Raw genomic sequence first — 16979 nt, 5'->3', positions numbered from 1 at the left:
GCGACTCACCGGTTACCCAGGCGCATTCACCTTACCACGGCTTCTGCTGGCTGGACTCGTGCAGCAGCTGCGCGTAGAGCTGGTGGCGGCGCTCGGCGATCGCGCCCGACGCCACTGCCGCCAGCACGCCGCAGCCGGGTTCGTTGGTGTGGTGGCAGTTGTAGAAGCGGCACGCCGTCAGCAGCGGACGGAACTCGGGGAAGGCGCGTTCCAGCATGCCTTCGCTCAGGTGGTACAGGCCGAATTCCTGGAAACCGGGCGAGTCGATCAGCGCACCATGGCGCCCGTCGACCATGCCCCAGTCCGCCGGCAGGTGATACAGCCGCGTGAAGGTGGTGGTGTGCTTGCCGGAATCAAGCTTGGCCGAGATCTCGCGCGTCTGCGCATCCACCCCGGGAATCAGCAGGTTCAGCAGCGACGACTTGCCCATGCCCGACTGGCCGATCAGGATGCTGGACAGCCCCGCCAGCCGCGGTTGCAGCGCCGCCAGCGCCTGTTCCGGGTTGGCGCGCACCGACAGTTCCAGCGTGTCATAGCCCAGCTCGCGGTACAGCGCCAGGCGCCGGCGCGCCTCGTCCAGCCGCTCGGGCAGGTCGGTCTTGTTGAGCACGATCAGGGGCCGGATCTCCAGCGCCTCGGCCGATACCAGCGCACGTCCCAGCAAGTCTTCGGAAAAGCCCGGCTCGGTCGCCAGCACGATGATGACCTGGTCGATATTGGCCGCCAGCAGCTTGGACTTGAACTGGTCGGAACGGTGCAGCAGGTTCTTGCGCGCCTGGACCCTGGTGATCACGCACTGGTCCGCCGCGGCGCGCTCGACGCTGACATGGTCGCCGACGGCGCTGTCGCTCTTCTTGCCGCGCGGGAAGGCATGCATGCGCGTGCCGTCGGCCAGCTCGACGACGTAGTGCCGGCCGTGCGCGGCGATGATCAGTGCGGGCTCGGCGCTTGTGCCTGCATTTGTGCCTGCATTTGCGCGTGCATTCGCGCCGGCATTATTGGCGCCGCCGGTGCCGCGGTGTCGGGAGGTACGGCTCATGCGTTCGCCAGCAACCGGTCGATCCGCTGCGCGGCGGGCGGATGCGAGTAGTAGAAGGCGCTGTAGAGCGGATCGGGCGTGAGGGTCGAAGCGTTGTCCTTGTACAGTTTCACCAGTGCCGACACCAGGTGGCCGGCGTTGGTCTGGTCGGCGGCGAAGGCGTCGGCCTCGAATTCATGGCGGCGCGACGACTGGCTCGACAGCGGCCCCAGCAGGAAGGTGAACACCGGCAGCGTCAGGAAGAACAGCACCAGTGCCAGCGCATGGTTGGATACGCCCAGGTTGGGCGCCACGCCGAGGCCCGTGTAGAACCACGTGCGCGTTGCCAGCCAGCCCAACAGCGCCAGGAATACCAGGCTCAGCGCAAAGGTGACGGCGATGCGCTTGGCCACGTGGCGGCGCTTGAAGTGGCCGAGTTCGTGCGCCAGCACCGCCTCGATCTCGTCGCCCGACAGGCGCGCCAGCAGCGTGTCGAAGAAGACGATGCGCTTGGCCGCGCCGAAGCCGGTGAAGTAGGCGTTACCGTGCGCGCTGCGCTTGCTGCCGTCCATCACGAACAGGCCCTTGCTGGCAAAGCCGCAGCGCTGCATCAGGCCCTCGATGCGCTGGCGCAGCGATTCGTCGGCCAGCGGCTCGAACTTGTTGAACAGCGGCGCGATAAAGGTCGGGAACACCACCAGCAGGAACAGGTTGAAGCCCATCCATACCAGCCACGTCCACAGCCACCACAGCGAGCCGGCGCGTTCCATCAGCCACAGCACCGCCAGCAGCAGCGGCAGGCCCAGCACGCTGGCGACCGCCAGCATCTTGACCATGTCGGCCAGCCACAGGCCGAAGGTCATCTTGTTGAAGCCAAAGCGCTCCTCGATGCCGAACTGGCCATAGAGCGCGAAGGGCAGGTCGACCAGCCCCCCGATCACCGCCACGCTGGCGACCAGCGCCACGCCATACGCATAGCCCGGGCCGAAGGTCTCCAGCCAGAACTGGTTGAGCCACTGCAGCCCGCCCAGCATGGTGAAGCCGATCAGCACCGCGGCGCCTGCCAGCACTTCAAGCATCGACAGCCGGGTGCGGGCGACGGTGTAGTCGGCCGCCTTCTGGTGCGAGGCGAGCGAGATGGTGTCGGCAAACCGCGCCGGCACCGCGTTGCGGTGCTGTGCCACATGGCGCACCTGGCGCGCGGCCAGCCAGAGCTTGGTCAGCACCATCAGCACCAGCGCGGCGAGGAAGACAAAGGTGAACATCGGCAAGAGCCTTGGAACGGATATGCGAGAATTATAAGTTGTTCGCGTCCGCCTCCGCCGCGGACGCTTCCCCAAATCCCTTTCTCAGCAGTCCCGATGACCACCCACGCCACCGCCAAATCCGTCAAGAGCGAACACAACCTGATCTGGCTCGATATGGAAATGACCGGCTTGCAGCCGGATACCGACCGCATTATCGAAGTGGCGATCGTCATTACCGACTCCGAGCTCAATATCCTGGCCGAAGGCCCGGTGCTGGTGATCCACCAGAGCGACGCCGTGCTCGACGGCATGGACAACTGGAACAAGGGCACCCACGGCCGCTCCGGCCTGATCGACAAGGTCAAGGCGTCCACGCTGACCGAGGAGCAGGCCGAGGCCGAGCTGCTGGCCTTCCTCAAGCGCTGGGTGCCGGCCGGCAAGTCGCCGATGTGCGGCAACTCGATCTGCCAGGACCGCCGCTTCATGGCGCGCTACATGCCCAAGCTGGAGGCGTTCTTCCACTACCGCAACCTGGACGTGTCCACGCTCAAGGAGCTGTGCAAGCGCTGGGAGCCGGTCATCCACAAGGGCTTCGTCAAGCGCCAGCTGCACACGGCGCTGGCCGACATCCTGGAATCGGTGGAAGAGCTGCGCTACTACCGCACGCACTTTATCCGTCACACGCCGCCGGGCGCACCGGCCGCCGCTACTCCGGCCGCCGCTACTCCGGCTGCTGATACTCCGGCTGCTGATACTCCGGCTGCCGACACCCCGGCGCAATAAGCCGACGCTAATAAGCCGGCGCTAATAAGCCGGCTTCGCGGCCTCCGACAACAACAACCAACCACCACCGACGGGGCGCGCGCTGCCCTCCCGGGCACCTCCCGTCGAGCCTGCCATGTTCGAGCGCATCGTATCCATCATCACGCCGGTCATCCTGATCATCCTGGTCGGGTGGCTGTACGGGCGCAAGGCCCACCCGGACATGGCCGGGATCAATCGCGCCACCCTCGATGTGATCGCGCCGCTGCTGGTGGTGTCGGCTTTTGTCAGCAAGGACTTCGTGCTGGCAGACCAGCTGGCGCTGCTGGTCTGCGCGGTGGCGGTGGTGCTCGGTTCGGGCGTGCTGGCGTGGGCGGTGGCGCGGCTGCTCAAGGTCGATCCGCGTACCTTCGTGCCGCCGATGATGTTCAACAACTGCGGCAACATGGGCTTGCCGCTGTCGGTCTTTGCCTTCGGCCACGCCGGGCTGGCCCCGGCGGTGGCGCTGTTCGCGGCGTCGAACCTGATGCACTTCACCCTCGGCCTGAAGATCGTCAACCGGCATGCGTCGATGGCACAGATAGCGCGCAACCCGATGGTGCTGGCCACGGTGGCCGGTGTCGGGCTGTCGCTGGCGCGGCCCTGGTTCACCTTGCCGGACCCGGTCTACCAGTCGGTCAAGCTGCTGGGCGATGCCACTGTGCCGCTGATGCTGTTCGCGCTGGGCGTGCGCATGAAGGACGTGAGCCTGCGCAACTGGGGCATGGGCGTGGTGGGCGCGGTGGCGTGCCCGCTGACCGGCGTCGCGGTGGCGCTGCTGCTGGCGCAGTGGGTGCCGCTGACGGAACTGCAGCGCGGGCTGCTGTTCGTTTTCGCGGCGCTGCCGCCGGCGGTGCTGAACTTCCTGATCGCCGACCATTTCCGGCAGGAGCCCGACCAGGTCGCGTCGATCGTGCTGCTCGGCAATATTGCCGCGGTGGTGTTCGTGCCGCTGGGGTTGTACCTGGGATTGCGCTGAGGCGCGGGATGGCTGCCGCCGGCAGGCGCCGGCGGCGCGGTTGGGGTGTGACTTACGCAGCAGGCTTGACGCGCACCGCGTTTTTCGGCCGCCAGGCCTTGACCACGGCCTCGTCGGTTTCCATGTAAGGCCCGCCGATCAGGTCGATGCAATACGGCACCGCGGCAAAGATGCCTTGCACCACCGGCTTGCCGTCGGCATCGCGCAGGCCTTCCAGCGTCTCGCGGATGGCGCGCGGCTGGCCGGGCAGGTTGATGATCAGCGCGGCGCGGCTGGCGGTCTCGCGGATCACCGCCACCTGGCGCGACAGGATCGCGGTCGGCACGAAGTGCAGGCTTACTTGCCGCATCTGCTCGCCGAAGCCCGGCATTTCCTTGGTCGCCACGGCCAGCGTGGCCTCCGGCGTGACATCGCGCCGCGCCGGGCCGGTGCCGCCGGTGGTCAGCACCAGGTCGCAGCCGGCCACGTCCACCAGCTCGATCAGCGTGCGCGAGATCTGCGCCTGCTCATCCGGGATCAGCCGCTCCACCGCCTGCCACGGCGTGGTCAGCGTGCGGCCGAACCACTCGCGCAGCGCCGGGATGCCTTCATCCTGGTAGGTGCCGGCCGAGGCGCGGTCCGAGACCGAGACAAAGCCGACGACGAGTTCGTCGGGATGGTTGCGGGATACCGGCTGCGTCGACTGCGTGGTCTGGGTCATGCCTCGGGCTCCGGTGAAGGGGCTGCGTCGGTGGAGGCAGCGCCGTCCTTGGCGTCGAGCGCTGCCTTGATGGCCTGGAACAGTTCGCGGAAGTAGCGCGGCGGCTTGGCCTGCTCCTTCTCCTTGCGTGCGTTGCGGATGATGTTGCGCAGCGACTGCACGTCGGCGACCGGGTGCTCGCCGAGGAAGCGCGTCAGCGCCGCGTCGTCGGCCAGTAGCAGCTCGCGCCAGCGCTCGATCAGGTGCATGCGGGCGGTCTCGGCCTTGCTGGTGCCCTTGAAGCCTTCCAGCGCGGCGCGGATCGCATCGACCTCGTCGTCGTCCAGGCCGCGCATGACCTTGCCCACGAACTGCATCTGGCGGCGCTTGCCTTCATGGCTGGTGATGCGGCGGGCCTCGTGGATGGCGTCGGCCAGCGACTCGGGCATGGGCACGCGCGCCAGCCGGTCCTTGGGCAGCGCTTCCAGCTCGGCGCCAAGGTCCTGCAGGGCGGTCATGTCGCGCTTGCGCTGCGACTTGCTTTTCGGTTCGTCGTCTTCAGGCTCCGGCGAAAACGCGCCGGGGAAGCGCGAGCCTTGGGAATTACGGGAATTTCGCGTCATGACCGGCATTTTATCTTGCTATGATTCCCGCTTGGACTTTTGATGACCCCCAGGCACGGATCCCCCATGGACCAGATCGCAGAACAGACCGCGCATTTCACCTACACCCAGGCCCAGCTCAGCGAGATGGCCGCCGATGTGCTGCGTGTGGCACGCGAGCTGGGCGCAACGGACGCCGCCACGGAGATCTCCGAAGGCAGCGGCCTGTCCGTATCGGTGCGCAAGGGGCAGGTGGAAACGATCGAGCAGAACCGCGACAAGGTGGTCGGCGTCACGGTCATGATCGGCAAGCGCCGCGGCAATGCCAGCACCTCGGACTTCTCGCCGGCCGCGCTGCGCGCCACTGCCGAGGCAGCCTACAACATCGCCCGCTTCACCGCGGAAGACGAGTGCGCGGGCCTGGCCGAGGAAGAGCTGCTGGAGCGCTCGCCGCAGGACCTGGACCTGTTCCATCCGTGGACCATCGATGCCGAGGCCGCCATCGACATCGCCACCCGCGCCGAGGCCGCCGCCTTCGCGGTGTCGCCGCGTATCCGCAACAGCGACGGCGCCAGCGTGTCGGCGCAGCATTCGCAGTTCGTGCTGGCGACCACGCGCGGTTTCTCGGGCGGCTATCCGTATTCGCGCCATTTCATCTCGTGCGCGCCGATCGCCGGCAGCGGCAGCGGCATGCAGCGCGATGACTGGTACTCGTCCAAGCGCGCGCCGCTGGCACTGGCCAACCCCGAGGACATCGGCCGCTACGCCGCCGAGCGCGCGCTGGCGCGGCTGCAGGCGCGCAAGCTGTCCACGCGCCGCTGCCCGGTGCTGTTCGAGGCGCCGCTGGCCGCCGGCCTGCTGGGCGCCTTTGTGCAGGCGGTGTCGGGCGGCGCGCTGTACCGCAAGTCCACCTTCCTGTGCGATACGCTGGGCAAGGCCGTGTTCGCGCCGCACGTGCAGATCCACGAGCAGCCGCACACCCCGGGCGCGATGGGCAGCGCCCCGTTCGACGAAGAAGGCGTGCGCACGCGCGAGCGCGACGTGGTGCGCGACGGCGTGGTGCAGGGCTACTTCCTGTCGACCTATTCTGCGCGCAAGCTCGGCATGAAGACCACCGGCAACGCCGGCGGCTCGCACAACCTGACGCTGCACAGCAACCTGACCGAGCCTGGCGACGACTTCCCGGCGATGCTGCGCAAGCTCGGCACCGGCCTGCTGGTGACCGAACTGATGGGGCAGGGCGTCAACTACGTCACCGGCGATTATTCGCGCGGCGCGTCGGGCTACTGGGTCGAGAACGGCGTGATCCAGTACCCGGTGGAAGAAATCACCATTGCCGGCAATATGGCCGAGATGTTCCAGCAGATCGTTGCGATCGGCGCCGATTCGCTGATCCGCGGCACCAAGGAAACCGGCTCGATCCTGATCGAGCAGATGACCATCGCCGGCAACTGATCGGCACTGACCGACTGGCGAGCCGCCTGCGGGCGGCTCGCTTGCGTTTACGCGAGGAACATGCGGTACGCCGGGTTGTCGCTGACTTCCTGCCACGGATAGCCCAGCGTGGCCAGCCGCTCGCGGAAAGCCTGCACCTGGCCGTCGGTCACCTCGTCGGTCACCTGAATGCCGGCCAGCACCGATCCCGTATCGCCGCCCTGGTTGCGGTAGTGGAACAGGCTGATGTTCCAGTCCGGCGCCAGCGCCGACAGGAACGCCATCAATGCTCCCGGCTTCTCTGGAAATTCAAAGCGGAACAGGCGCTCGCCGCGCGCCAGCGGCGAGCGGCCGCCGATCATATGCCGCACATGCTCCTTGGCCACCTCGTCGGCGGTCAGGTCGATCGCCGGGAAGCCGTCGGCGTGCAGCGTGTCGAGGATCTCCGCCGCCTCGCCGGAGGCGCGCAGCTGCATGCCGACAAAGACGTGCGCGGCCTGCGCATCGGCGATCCGGTAGGTGAACTCGCTGATCTGCCGGTCCCCAACCCGGGCGCACAGGCGGCGGAACGCGCCGCAGGCCTCGGGCAGCGTGACGCCGAACATGGCTTCGCGCGCGTTGCCCAGTTCGGCGCGGTCGGCGACGAAACGCATGCGCTCGAAGTTGATATTGGCGCCGGAGGTCACCGCCACCAGCGTCTGATTGCGCAGGCCCTCGCGCGCGGCGTACTGCTTGGCCGCTGCAACCGCCAGCGCGCCGGCGGGCTCCAGCACGCTGCGGGTGTCCTCGAACACGTCCTTGATCGCCGCGCACAGCGCGTCGGTGTCGACGGTGACGATCTCGTCCAGATAGCGCCGGCACAGCCGGAAGGTTTCTGCGCCGACCAGCTTGACCGCGGTGCCGTCCGAAAACAGTCCCACTTCCTCCAGTTCGACGCGCCGCCCCGCGCGGAGCGATTGCGCCATCGCGCACGAGTCCTCCGTCTGCACGCCGATGACCCTGATCTCCGGCCGCACCGCCTTGACGTAGGTGGCCACGCCCGCGGCGAGGCTGCCGCCGCCGATCGGCACGAAGATCGCGTGGATCGGGCCGCGGTGCGCGTTGAGGATTTCCGCCGCGACGGTTCCCTGGCCGGCGATGACATCGGGGTCATCGAATGCCGGGATGAAAGTCAGTCCGTGCTCGGCCTGCAGCTGCATCGCATGACGGTAGGCGTCGGTATAGGAGTCGCCGGCCTGCACCACCTCGACGGTGGGCCCGCCGTGCGCGCGCGCTGCGTCGACCTTGACCTGCGGCGCCGTGGTCGGCACTACGATCAGCGCGCGCACGCCGAGCCGCGCCGCGGACAGCGCCACGCCTTGCGCATGGTTGCCGGCCGAGGCGGTGATGACGCCGCGCCGCAGCGCTTCCGGGCTGAGGTGCGCCATCTTGTTGTAGGCGCCGCGCAGCTTGAACGAGAACACCGGCTGGGTGTCTTCGCGCTTGAAGTAGACCTGGTTGTGCAGTCGCGCGGACAGGTGCCTGGCAAAGTCCAGCTCCGTCTCGCGCGCCACATCGTAGACGCGCGCGGTCAGGATGCGCTTCAGGTAGGCGTGATGGTCGGCGGAGGTGGCGACTTCGGTGGCGACTTCGGTGGTCGCTTCGGCAGTGGCTTGCATGGAGTGGCTCCGGGATTCATTGTCGATTGCCCTGGAGCCGGAAAACAAAACACCCGCCTGCAGGGCGGGTGTTTGCGGAAATCTGGTTCTGGACGCGCGTTAACCCACCATTCGGAGAATGGTGCGAATAATTCGCGCGATGGGGAGGTGACGGCGGTCCATGGGGCAGACTTTGGGCGATGCGGCGGGATTTGTCAATGCCGGGGGCATCCGGCTCAGGACTCTTCCGAAGGCGGCCGATCGTAGGTGACGAACGCATAGTCGAAGCCGTTGGCCTCGGAATGATGCGTCTCGCGCGCGGTTTCCAGCCATTGCGTGCGGTCGATCGGCGGGAAGAAGGCGTCGCCTTCCACGTCGGCATCGATTTCGGTCACGACCAGCCGGTCGGCGCTTGGCATCGCCTCGGCATACAGCTGCGCGCCGCCGATCAGGAAGATCTGGTCGACGCCCACGCACAGGCGCTGCGCGTCTTCCAGCGACGTTGCCACCTCGGCGCCTTCGATGCGCAGGTCCGGGTTGCGGCTGACCACGATATTGCGCCGGCCCGGCAGCGGGCGGCCGATCGAGTCCCAGGTCTTGCGGCCCATGATCACGGGCGCGCCCATGGTGGTGCGCTTGAAATGCGCCAGGTCTTCGGGCAGGCGCCACGGCAGCGTGTTGTCGCGGCCGATGGTGCCGTTGCGGGCCTTGGCGACTACCAGCGTCAGGATCGTCATACGGCCACCGGTGCCTTGATGGCGGCATGCGACTGGTAGCCGTCCAGTTCGAAGTCTTCGTAGCGGTAGTCGAAGATGCTGTCGGGCTTGCGCACGATCTTCAGTCGCGGCAGCGGCAGTGGCTCACGCGCCAGCTGGGTCTGCACCTGCTCGAAGTGGTTGTTGTAGATGTGGCAGTCGCCGCCGGTCCAGATAAAGTCGCCCACTTCCAGCCCGGCCTGCTGCGCGATCATGTGCGTCAGCAGCGCATAGCTGGCGATATTGAAGGGCACGCCCAGGAAAATATCGGCGCTGCGCTGGTACAGCTGGCACGACAGCTTGCCGTCGGCCACGTAGAACTGGAAGAACGCGTGGCAGGGCGGCAGCTTCATGCGCGGGATATCGGCCACGTTCCAGGCCGACACGATCAGCCGGCGCGAGTCCGGGTTCGCGCGGATCTGCGCCATCAGGTCGGTGATCTGGTCGATATGGCGGCCATCCGGCGCCGGCCACGAGCGCCACTGCGAGCCGTACACCGGGCCCAGTTCGCCGTTCTCGTCGGCCCATTCGTCCCAGATGCTGACGCCGTTTTCCTGCAGCCAGCGCACGTTGGTCGAGCCCTGCAGGAACCACAGCAGTTCCAGGATGATGGACTTCAGGTGCAGCTTCTTGGTGGTCACCACCGGGAAGCCTTCGCGCAGGTCGAAGCGCATCTGGTAGCCGAACACCGAGCGCGTGCCGGTGCCGGTGCGGTCGGCCTTGTCGGTGCCATGCTCGTACACATGGCGCATGAAGTCGAGATACTGTTTCATCGGCGCGGGGCAGGGGATGTGACGCGGGCGCTGGGACCCGCAAAGCAGGCATTTTAAAGCAAGAAGGGCCACCCTTCCGGGCGGCCCTTCCTTCAGCGGGCCGGGGCGGCTGCCCCGGCACGGCGGCAAGCCTTAGTGGCTGCCAGCCGGTTCCTGCTGGTCGCGGCGCTTCTGCACCAGGTAGCCGGCACCCAGCACGCCGCCGATGATCAGCACGTACAGGCCCCAGTTGACCACCGGGTTGGCCTCGAAGAAGGCCTTGACCAGCGGCTCGTGCACGATCATCTTGACCGCCGTGAACGCCAGCACGCCCGCGCCCACGTAGATGATGGCCGGGAAGCGCGACATCAGCTTAAGCACCAGGCTCGAGCCCCACACCACGATGGGGATGCTGATCAGCAGGCCCAGCACCACCAGCAGGAAGCTGCCGTGCGCGGCGCCGGCCACGGCCAGCACGTTGTCCACGCCCATCACCGCATCGGCGATGATGATGGTCTTCATCGCGCCCCACAGGGTCGCGGCGCCCGAGCCGTGCCCTTCTTCACCGCCTTCGTCGGAGAGCAGCTTGTAGGCGATCCACACCAGCGCCAGGCCACCGACCAGCAGCAGCCCGGGGATCTTCAGCAGCCAGACCACGCCGATCGTCATGGCCGAACGCACCACCACGGCACCGATGGTGCCCCAGATGATGGCCTTCTTTTGCAGGTGCGGGGGCAGGTTGCGTGCCGCCAGTGCGATCACGATGGCATTGTCGCCGGCCAGCACCAGGTCAATGACGACAATCGACAGCAGCGCCGTCAGGAACTGCATCGTGAACAGATCGGTAAACCACTCCATGAACTCTCCTCAGGGTACAAAACAGCGCAAACGCGCACGCTTAACGTTGGTTCGCCTGGATTCGCGGAGCACGGGGCATGGGGGGCGCCTTTGCAAACCATGAAGTCCAGGTTGCAAAGGTCTTGCTCGACCACAAGCGCGGTATGCGCACCGGTGGTCAGCACAACCGGGGACGGAATCCCGGAATGACGATTGTGCTAAGGGCATCAGGCCCCGGAGCTACTCCCCTTTGAGGGTCGCGGGCCACTGAGGCCGCGCTGGGCGGCATTATAAACGAACTATTGCCGGTGTGGCTTATTGGGGGAGATACCGACTCAAGTTGCGGCGTGTGCTGCATCATGCCCATCCTGGCATGCAACGGTGCGCAATCCGCCGGATGCACCTATCCTTGAAGCTCGGCTCCGCCCGATGCGCGCCGGACAGCACAGGGGCGGGTTGCGGAGACCGGCGCGCACGACATGCACAGCGCGACCTTGGGGAATACGCAGTGAAGCAGTGACCATTCGCGACCACACAAGGAAACGTCATGCCGGCTGTCCAGAACCCGCCGAACGCCTCTTCCCAGCAGACCCCGCAGACCAATTCCCGCAACCACCACCACAACGGCCATGCCGTATCGCCGGCGCCCGGTGCCCAGCCCGCGCTGGTCGCACTGGCCAACGGCCCCGCGTACCGTCCGTCGCCGCAGCCCGAGTTCGTGCAGCAGTATTGCGAGGACAGCGGCGCCCTGCGCCGGCAGCTGCTGGCCGGGCTGTGCGCCGAGCCGGCCGCGATCAGTCCCAAGTTCTTCTACGACGTGCTCGGTTCGCGCCTGTTCGAGGCGATCACCGACCTGCCCGAGTACTACCCGACGCGCACTGAGGCGGCCATCTTTGCCAGCGCCGCCCCCGCCATCGCGGCACGCGCCGGCAGCGGCTGCGTGCTGGTGGACCTGGGCGCCGGCAATTGCGAGAAGGCCGCGCGCCTGTTCGGCAGCCTGCGTCCGGCACAGTACGTGGCCCTCGATATCTCGGTCGATTTCCTGCGCACGACGCTGTCGGCGCTGCAGCAGCAACATCCCGGCATCCCGATGCTGGGGCTGGGCGCCGACCTGTGCGCGCCGTTCGACCTGCCGCGCAACGTCAGGCGCGGCAGGCGGCTGTTTTTCTACCCGGGCTCGAGCATCGGCAATTTCTCCCCGATGGAAGCGCTGGCGCTATTGCAGCGGCTGCGCGGCGCGGCAGGGCGCGGCGATGGCGTGCTCATCGGCGTCGACCTGCACAAGGATGAGGCGGCGCTGGTGTCCGCCTACGACGATGCGCTGGGCGTCACCGCCGCCTTCAACCGCAATATGCTGCGCAACGTGAACCGGATCGTCGGCACCGACTTCGAGCTGGCGGACTGGCGCCATGTGGCCAGCTTCGACCGCGAGGCGTCGCGCATCCAGATGCACCTGGCGGCATGCCGCGACGTGCGCGTGCAGTGGGAGGGCGGGGCGCGCGAGTTCGGCGCGGGCGAGCGCATCCATACCGAGGATTCGTACAAGTACAAGCCTGACGATTTCGCGCTGCTGCTCGAAGCGGCCGGGTTTGAGGACCCGGTCTGCTGGACCGATCCGCGCGGCTGGTTCGCGGTGTTCCACGCGCGCGGCTGAGCCTGCCGGCCCTGCCCCGGGTTGCCGCCGGGCTGCTCCGGGCAGGGCCGGCAGGTGGTGTCATAATGGCCGCACCGGCGTGCGCTGCAGGCTGCACGCCGGTGCGGCCATTGCCTTCCCACTCCATCTAACTGCGAACTGCGCGGACTTGTCGATGAGCGGCTTTCCCATGCTTCCCGATCTCTATTTCACCGGCGGCAAGGCGGCCTGGTCCGACCCGCGCCGGCTGCCGCGCGAAGGCCTGGCGCAGGCGCTGGTCGAGACGCGCAACCGCACGCTGGCATGGCTGGCTGCGTTCGGCCAGACCCGCCGCGCCTGGGATGTGCCGCGCCAGTACGATGCCGACCCGCCGCTGTGGACGCTGGGCCATGTCGCCTGGCATGCGGAGTGGTGGTGCCTGCGCGGCGTGCGCCAGGTTGACCGCGGCGGCGTGCCGGTGCCGGTGGCGTCCGAGCCTGCGCTGCTCGATGGCGCCGACGAATGGTTCGATCCCGACCGCATCGGCCCGGACGAGCGCTGGGAAGTCACGCTGCCCGACGTGGCCGTGGTCAAGCGCTATGCCGCCGATGTGCTCGACGGCTTGCTGCGCCGCGTGGCATTGCTGCCCGACGACAGCGACCTGACCCTGTACCCGTACCGCCGCGCGCTGTTCCATGAAGATGCGCAGGGCGAAGGGCTGGCCGCGCTGCTGCAGGCGCTCGGCATGGCGCCCGCGGAATCGGCGCCCGCCGCCGGCAGTGCCCGGCTGGCCGGGCAGGGCGGCACGCTGCAGTTCCCCGGCGGGCGCTTCACGCTGGGCTGGAGCGAGCCCGACGGCTTTGCCTGGCCCGACGAACTGCCGCCGCAGCCGACCTATGTGCCGGCCTTCGAGATGGATGTCGCGCCGGTCAGCAACGCGCAGTTCCTGGAATTCATCGAAGACGGCGGCTACGAGCGGCCCGCGTGGTGGTCGGCGTCGGGCCGCCAGTGGCTGATGACGCAGGAGCGCTCATCCCCGCGCTACTGGTCACGCCACCCTGACTCGCGCCAATGGATGGTGGAGCGCTTCGGCACGCTGCGCACGCTCAATCCCGACGAGGTGGTGCGCCACGTGACGCTGTTCGAAGCACAGGCGTGGTGTGTGTGGGCCGGCCGGCGCCTGCCGGCGGAATCGGAATGGGAGCTGGCAGCCACGCAGAACCGCGGGCTGCAATGGGGCGCGTTGCGCGAGTGGACGGCGACGCCGTACGAGCCTTACGCGGGCTTCAACGCGGCGCCGTCGGACGGCGAGTTTGTCGGCCGCTTCAGCACGCACCAGGCGGTGCGCGGCGTATCGTTCGCCAGCCCGTCGCGGCTGCGCCATGCGCGGGCGCGCTGGGCGCTGCTGCCGGAGGATGACCTGGCGTTCGTCGGCTTCCGGACCTGCGCGCTGTAGCGTCTTTCGCGCGCATGCAAAAAGGGCACCCTCGGGTGCCCTTTTTGCTGCCGGTGGCAAGGTGCGCTCAGCGCACCGGCCCATCAACGCTCGTAGCGCGAGCGGCTGTTGCGGTTGCCGCCATTGCCACCGTTGCCACCATAACCGCCGCCAAAGCCGCGGTTGCCGTCACGGTTGCCGAAGCTGCGGCCTTCGCCGTTGCCGCGGTAGCCGCCGCCGTTGCGGTTGTCGTCGCCGAAGCTGCGGGCGCCATCGCGGTTGCCGAAGCCGCCGCGGTTGTCGTCGCCGAAGCTGCGGCCGCCTTCGCGGTTGCCGAAGCCACGGGCGCCGTCGTTGCCGCCGCGGTAGCCACCATTGCCGCCCTGGCCACGGTAGCCGCCTTCACGGTTGCCGAAGCCGCCGCGGTTGTCGTCGCCGAACGGGCGCGCGCCTTCCGTGCGGTTGCCGAAGCCGCGGCTTTCGCCGCCGAACTTGCGCTCGCCAAAGCTGCGCTCGCCGCCGTTGCCGCCGAACTTGCGGTCACCGAAGCTGCGTTCGCCGCCACGGTAGCCGCCGCCATTGCCACGGAAATCACCACGGCCGCCCGGCTTGCCGCCGAAGTTCGAGCGCGGCTTGGGCTGGCGGCGCGGTTCCAGGCCTTCGATCACCGAAGCGTCGACGCGCTGGTTGGTAAAGCGCTCGATGCGGCGCCACTGGAACACGTCGCCGTGGTTGACCAGGTTGATGGCGATGCCCGAGCGGCCCGCGCGGCCGGTGCGGCCGATGCGGTGCACGTAGTCCTCGGCCTGCTTGGGCAGGTCGAAGTTCACCACGTGGGTGATGTCGGGCACGTCGATGCCACGTGCGGCCACGTCGGTGGCCACCAGGATGCGCAGGTTGCCGCGGCGCAATGCGGTCAGCGTGCGGTTGCGCGCGCCCTGGGTCATGTCGCCGTGCAGCGCGCCGGCGGCAAAGCCGGTGTCGGACAGGCGCTCGGCCAGCGAGTCGGCATCGCGCTTGGTCGCGGTGAAGACGATGGCCTGCTTCAGGCCGACATCGCGCAGCAGGTGGTCAAGCAGGCGCTCCTTGTGCGACATGTCGTCGGTGTAGTGCAGGCGCTGCTCGATATGGCTCTGGTCGGCGCGGGCCGCGGCGATCTCGATGCGTTGCGGATCCTTCAGCTGGCGCGAGGCGAGCTGGGCGATGCGCGCATCCAGCGTAGCCGAGAACATCAGCGTCTGGCGAGAAGCCGGCGTGGCGTTGACGATGGCGTCGATGTCGTCGGCAAAGCCCATGTCGAGCATGCGGTCGGCCTCGTCGAACACCAGCATCTGCAGTGCCGACAGGTCGATGCGGCCGGCGTCGATATGATCGAGCAGGCGGCCCGGCGTCGCCACCAGGATGTCAGGCATCTTGGACAGCGCGGCCAGCTGCTTGGGGTAGGGCATGCCGCCCAGGATGCTGGCGCAGACGATGCGGCGCAGGTTGCGGCCGTACTTGGCGGCGGCTTCGGTCACTTGCAGCGCCAGTTCGCGCGTCGGGGTCAGCACCAGCAGTGCGGGCTGGGCCGGCGACGGACGGGGGCGCTTGCCCTTCATGCGCTTGGCGGGTTCAGTCGAGCGCTGCGGCGCCGGCATTTCACTGATGCGCTGGATCGCGGGCAGCATGAATGCGGCGGTCTTGCCCGAGCCGGTCTGGCTCGACACCAGCAGGTCGCGGCCGGCCAGGAAGGCGGGAATGGCCTGGGCCTGCACCGGAGTCGGCGTGTTGTAGTTCAGTTCGGAAAGCGCGCGCAGGATGGCCGCGTCGAGGCCAAGCCTGGCAAAGCCGCTTTCGGTCGCAGCGGTTTCAGTGGCGGCCTGGGCTTCGGCTGCCGGGCTGCCGTTGAGCATGGCGTCGAGCTTGTCGAGCGGGCTCTCGATAATCTGGGCAGCGTCGGAAGTGATCGAAGCGTCGGTCGCGGAGGCAATAGCTTGCTCCGCACGAAGGTCGTGCTGGGTCATGTCGTAATGATCAAATAAATGCATGGCACCCCGAACGCAGAATGGGGTGGGCGCAGTGCAAAGTCTTAAAAAGGCTTCGGCGCCAATCGGTGAGGCCGTTACGACAGACACAGCTGGCAGTACGGCGGCAGGCAGGGCGTTGGCTGGTTCCGCTGGGCGGTCCGGCCATGTCCCTGGCAGGCAAACAGCTCAGGTTTCAGGCTGTTCAACAGGATCGGAGACGAGGCGACGTCAGGTGAGCGGTGCGTTCTGCTGGGCGGCTGGCGCAAACAACAACTAGGCGTCCGGCAGCGAGGAAACAGAGCTTGGGAGGGCAGCGGATTCGCCGCGGCATTGAGGTGAAGCCGGTGCCGGGCGGTTGGCGGATCTCACAGTTGCGAAACTCACGGCGCGGATTATAGCAGAGTGAGAAAATTTTGTTGCACTGCGAAAACGTAACCAGATATGTCAGCCTGGCGTCACCTGCATGCGCCGCTGGCGACACCCTGGCGCGCCGCAGGCGCCGGCCGGGTTGAAAGGCCGCGGCCCCTGCCTATACTGGAGGCGCGAGCACACAGGATGCCCGCACGGGGCGGACGAAAAACGTTCCCGCTTTGACCTCCTCCAGCGGCATTGGGCCGCTGCTAGCGGCAAGCATTGCGGTCATTGCCCCAAGCGCCAGTCTTCCTGCGACTCTCCGGGTGGTCCGGATGGGCGTCCGCTTCATGGGCGGAATCATGGGAAGCCTGCCTGGCAAAGAATGACCGAACTGTTGACCGCGTGACCGAGAAGGTCCGGGCCCGTCCGCAACCAAGCCCGCCAGTGACTGGCGGGCTTTTCATTTGATCGACCGCTTCTCTCTACCCGTTGCCGCCCGCGCTTAGCCGCCCGTCCCCTTGTCTGCAGGTTTTCGGGGCAACCGGCCCAGCGGGACTTCCCGCGGCATCACGTGGCGATTGCCGGGCAGGCCGCCCGGGTAATCGACGATGCGCGCCGGTCCGCTGCGCCGCAGCCCATGCCATCCCTGGCCGCCGGCGGTGCGCCCGCCGCCCAGGATGGCGGTCATGGCCTGCCGGTCGAGATCCACGCTGTCGGACAAATCCTTGATGACGATTACTGCCATGGCTGTCTCCGGTAATGCGGCGCCACGGCCATGCGGCCGCGGGACCGCTTCAGTATAGGCGGCGGCCCGCGGTGCACTCGCGGGCC

The 16979-nt window shown here is 67.7% G+C and carries 15 protein-coding genes; 5 read left to right on the top strand and 10 right to left on the bottom strand.

The annotated features are described in order from the left end of the window. Positions 1-31: 31 nt before the first annotated feature. Positions 32-1039 carry a ribosome small subunit-dependent GTPase A gene (rsgA, locus tag E1J61_RS05155; RefSeq protein ID WP_133093074.1) on the bottom strand — a complete coding sequence of 336 codons (1008 nt, stop codon included), beginning with the start codon at positions 1037-1039 and terminating at the stop codon, positions 32-34. After that, the gene (locus tag E1J61_RS05150; protein ID WP_133093073.1) at positions 1036-2283 is read right to left on the bottom strand and encodes a M48 family metallopeptidase; all 1248 of its coding nucleotides are present in this window, start codon (positions 2281-2283) and stop codon (positions 1036-1038) included. Before E1J61_RS05150 ends, rsgA begins: the two co-directional genes overlap by 4 nt. A 96-nt stretch (positions 2284-2379) precedes the next feature. On the opposite strand from E1J61_RS05150, the gene orn reads away from it, so the two are divergent. Together orn and E1J61_RS05140 are read left to right on the top strand one after the other, a co-directional pair. Continuing rightward, positions 2380-3048, top strand: a complete 669-nt coding sequence (gene orn / locus E1J61_RS05145; RefSeq protein WP_133093072.1) for an oligoribonuclease — start codon at positions 2380-2382, stop codon at positions 3046-3048. A gap of 115 nt (positions 3049-3163) precedes the next feature. Continuing rightward, positions 3164-4045, top strand: coding sequence for an AEC family transporter (locus E1J61_RS05140; protein WP_133093071.1), 882 nt, complete (start codon positions 3164-3166; stop codon positions 4043-4045). A 52-nt stretch (positions 4046-4097) separates the two neighbouring features. On the opposite strand, the gene mog is transcribed toward E1J61_RS05140, so the two are convergent. Both mog and yjgA read right to left on the bottom strand, forming a co-directional pair. Then, positions 4098-4745, bottom strand: a complete 648-nt coding sequence (gene mog / locus E1J61_RS05135; protein ID WP_133093070.1) for a molybdopterin adenylyltransferase — start codon at positions 4743-4745, stop codon at positions 4098-4100. After that, a complete protein-coding gene (yjgA, locus tag E1J61_RS05130; RefSeq protein ID WP_276609583.1) occupies positions 4742-5347 on the bottom strand; it encodes a ribosome biogenesis factor YjgA in 606 nt (201 codons plus the stop codon). The genes mog and yjgA overlap by 4 nt, the downstream gene beginning before the upstream one ends. 66 nt (positions 5348-5413) lie before the next feature. Here yjgA and pmbA point away from each other — a divergent pair, with 66 nt between their 5' ends. Beyond that, positions 5414-6781 carry a metalloprotease PmbA gene (gene pmbA, locus E1J61_RS05125; RefSeq protein WP_133093068.1) on the top strand — a complete coding sequence of 456 codons (1368 nt, stop codon included), beginning with the start codon at positions 5414-5416 and terminating at the stop codon, positions 6779-6781. A 47-nt stretch (positions 6782-6828) separates the two neighbouring features. Here pmbA and ilvA read toward each other — a convergent pair whose 3' ends face one another. From ilvA to E1J61_RS05105, 4 genes are all read right to left on the bottom strand, one after another. Further along, positions 6829-8418 carry a threonine ammonia-lyase, biosynthetic gene (gene ilvA, locus E1J61_RS05120; protein WP_133093067.1) on the bottom strand — a complete coding sequence of 530 codons (1590 nt, stop codon included), beginning with the start codon at positions 8416-8418 and terminating at the stop codon, positions 6829-6831. 215 nt (positions 8419-8633) lie between these two features. Beyond that, positions 8634-9134: a dihydrofolate reductase gene (locus E1J61_RS05115; RefSeq protein ID WP_133093066.1), complete on the bottom strand. Its 501-nt coding sequence runs from the start codon at positions 9132-9134 to the stop codon at positions 8634-8636. After that, the gene (locus E1J61_RS05110) at positions 9131-9925 is read right to left on the bottom strand and encodes a thymidylate synthase (protein WP_133093065.1); all 795 of its coding nucleotides are present in this window, start codon (positions 9923-9925) and stop codon (positions 9131-9133) included. The genes E1J61_RS05115 and E1J61_RS05110 overlap by 4 nt, the downstream gene beginning before the upstream one ends. 132 nt (positions 9926-10057) lie before the next feature. Further along, positions 10058-10762, bottom strand: a complete 705-nt coding sequence (locus E1J61_RS05105; RefSeq protein ID WP_133093064.1) for a TerC family protein — start codon at positions 10760-10762, stop codon at positions 10058-10060. A 526-nt stretch (positions 10763-11288) separates the two neighbouring features. On the opposite strand from E1J61_RS05105, the gene egtD reads away from it, so the two are divergent. Together egtD and E1J61_RS05095 are read left to right on the top strand one after the other, a co-directional pair. Next, a complete protein-coding gene (gene egtD / locus E1J61_RS05100; protein WP_133093063.1) occupies positions 11289-12395 on the top strand; it encodes an L-histidine N(alpha)-methyltransferase in 1107 nt (368 codons plus the stop codon). Positions 12396-12549: 154 nt separating this feature from the next. Further along, positions 12550-13809, top strand: coding sequence for an SUMF1/EgtB/PvdO family nonheme iron enzyme (locus E1J61_RS05095; RefSeq protein WP_133093062.1), 1260 nt, complete (start codon positions 12550-12552; stop codon positions 13807-13809). 83 nt (positions 13810-13892) lie between these two features. On the opposite strand, the gene E1J61_RS05090 is transcribed toward E1J61_RS05095, so the two are convergent. Then, complete coding sequence (locus E1J61_RS05090; RefSeq protein ID WP_133093061.1) at positions 13893-15791, bottom strand: DEAD/DEAH box helicase; 1899 nt, start codon at positions 15789-15791, stop codon at positions 13893-13895. An 859-nt stretch (positions 15792-16650) separates the two neighbouring features. Then, entirely contained in the window at positions 16651-16893 is a 243-nt protein-coding gene (locus E1J61_RS05085) for a hypothetical protein (protein WP_133093060.1), read from the bottom strand. Between the last annotated feature and the right edge of the window lie 86 nt (positions 16894-16979).

Source organism: Cupriavidus sp. L7L (genome assembly GCF_004353535.1).
In the GTDB taxonomy this organism is placed as follows: domain Bacteria; phylum Pseudomonadota; class Gammaproteobacteria; order Burkholderiales; family Burkholderiaceae; genus Cupriavidus; species Cupriavidus oxalaticus_A.
This window is presented reverse-complemented; position numbering and strand designations above follow the sequence as displayed.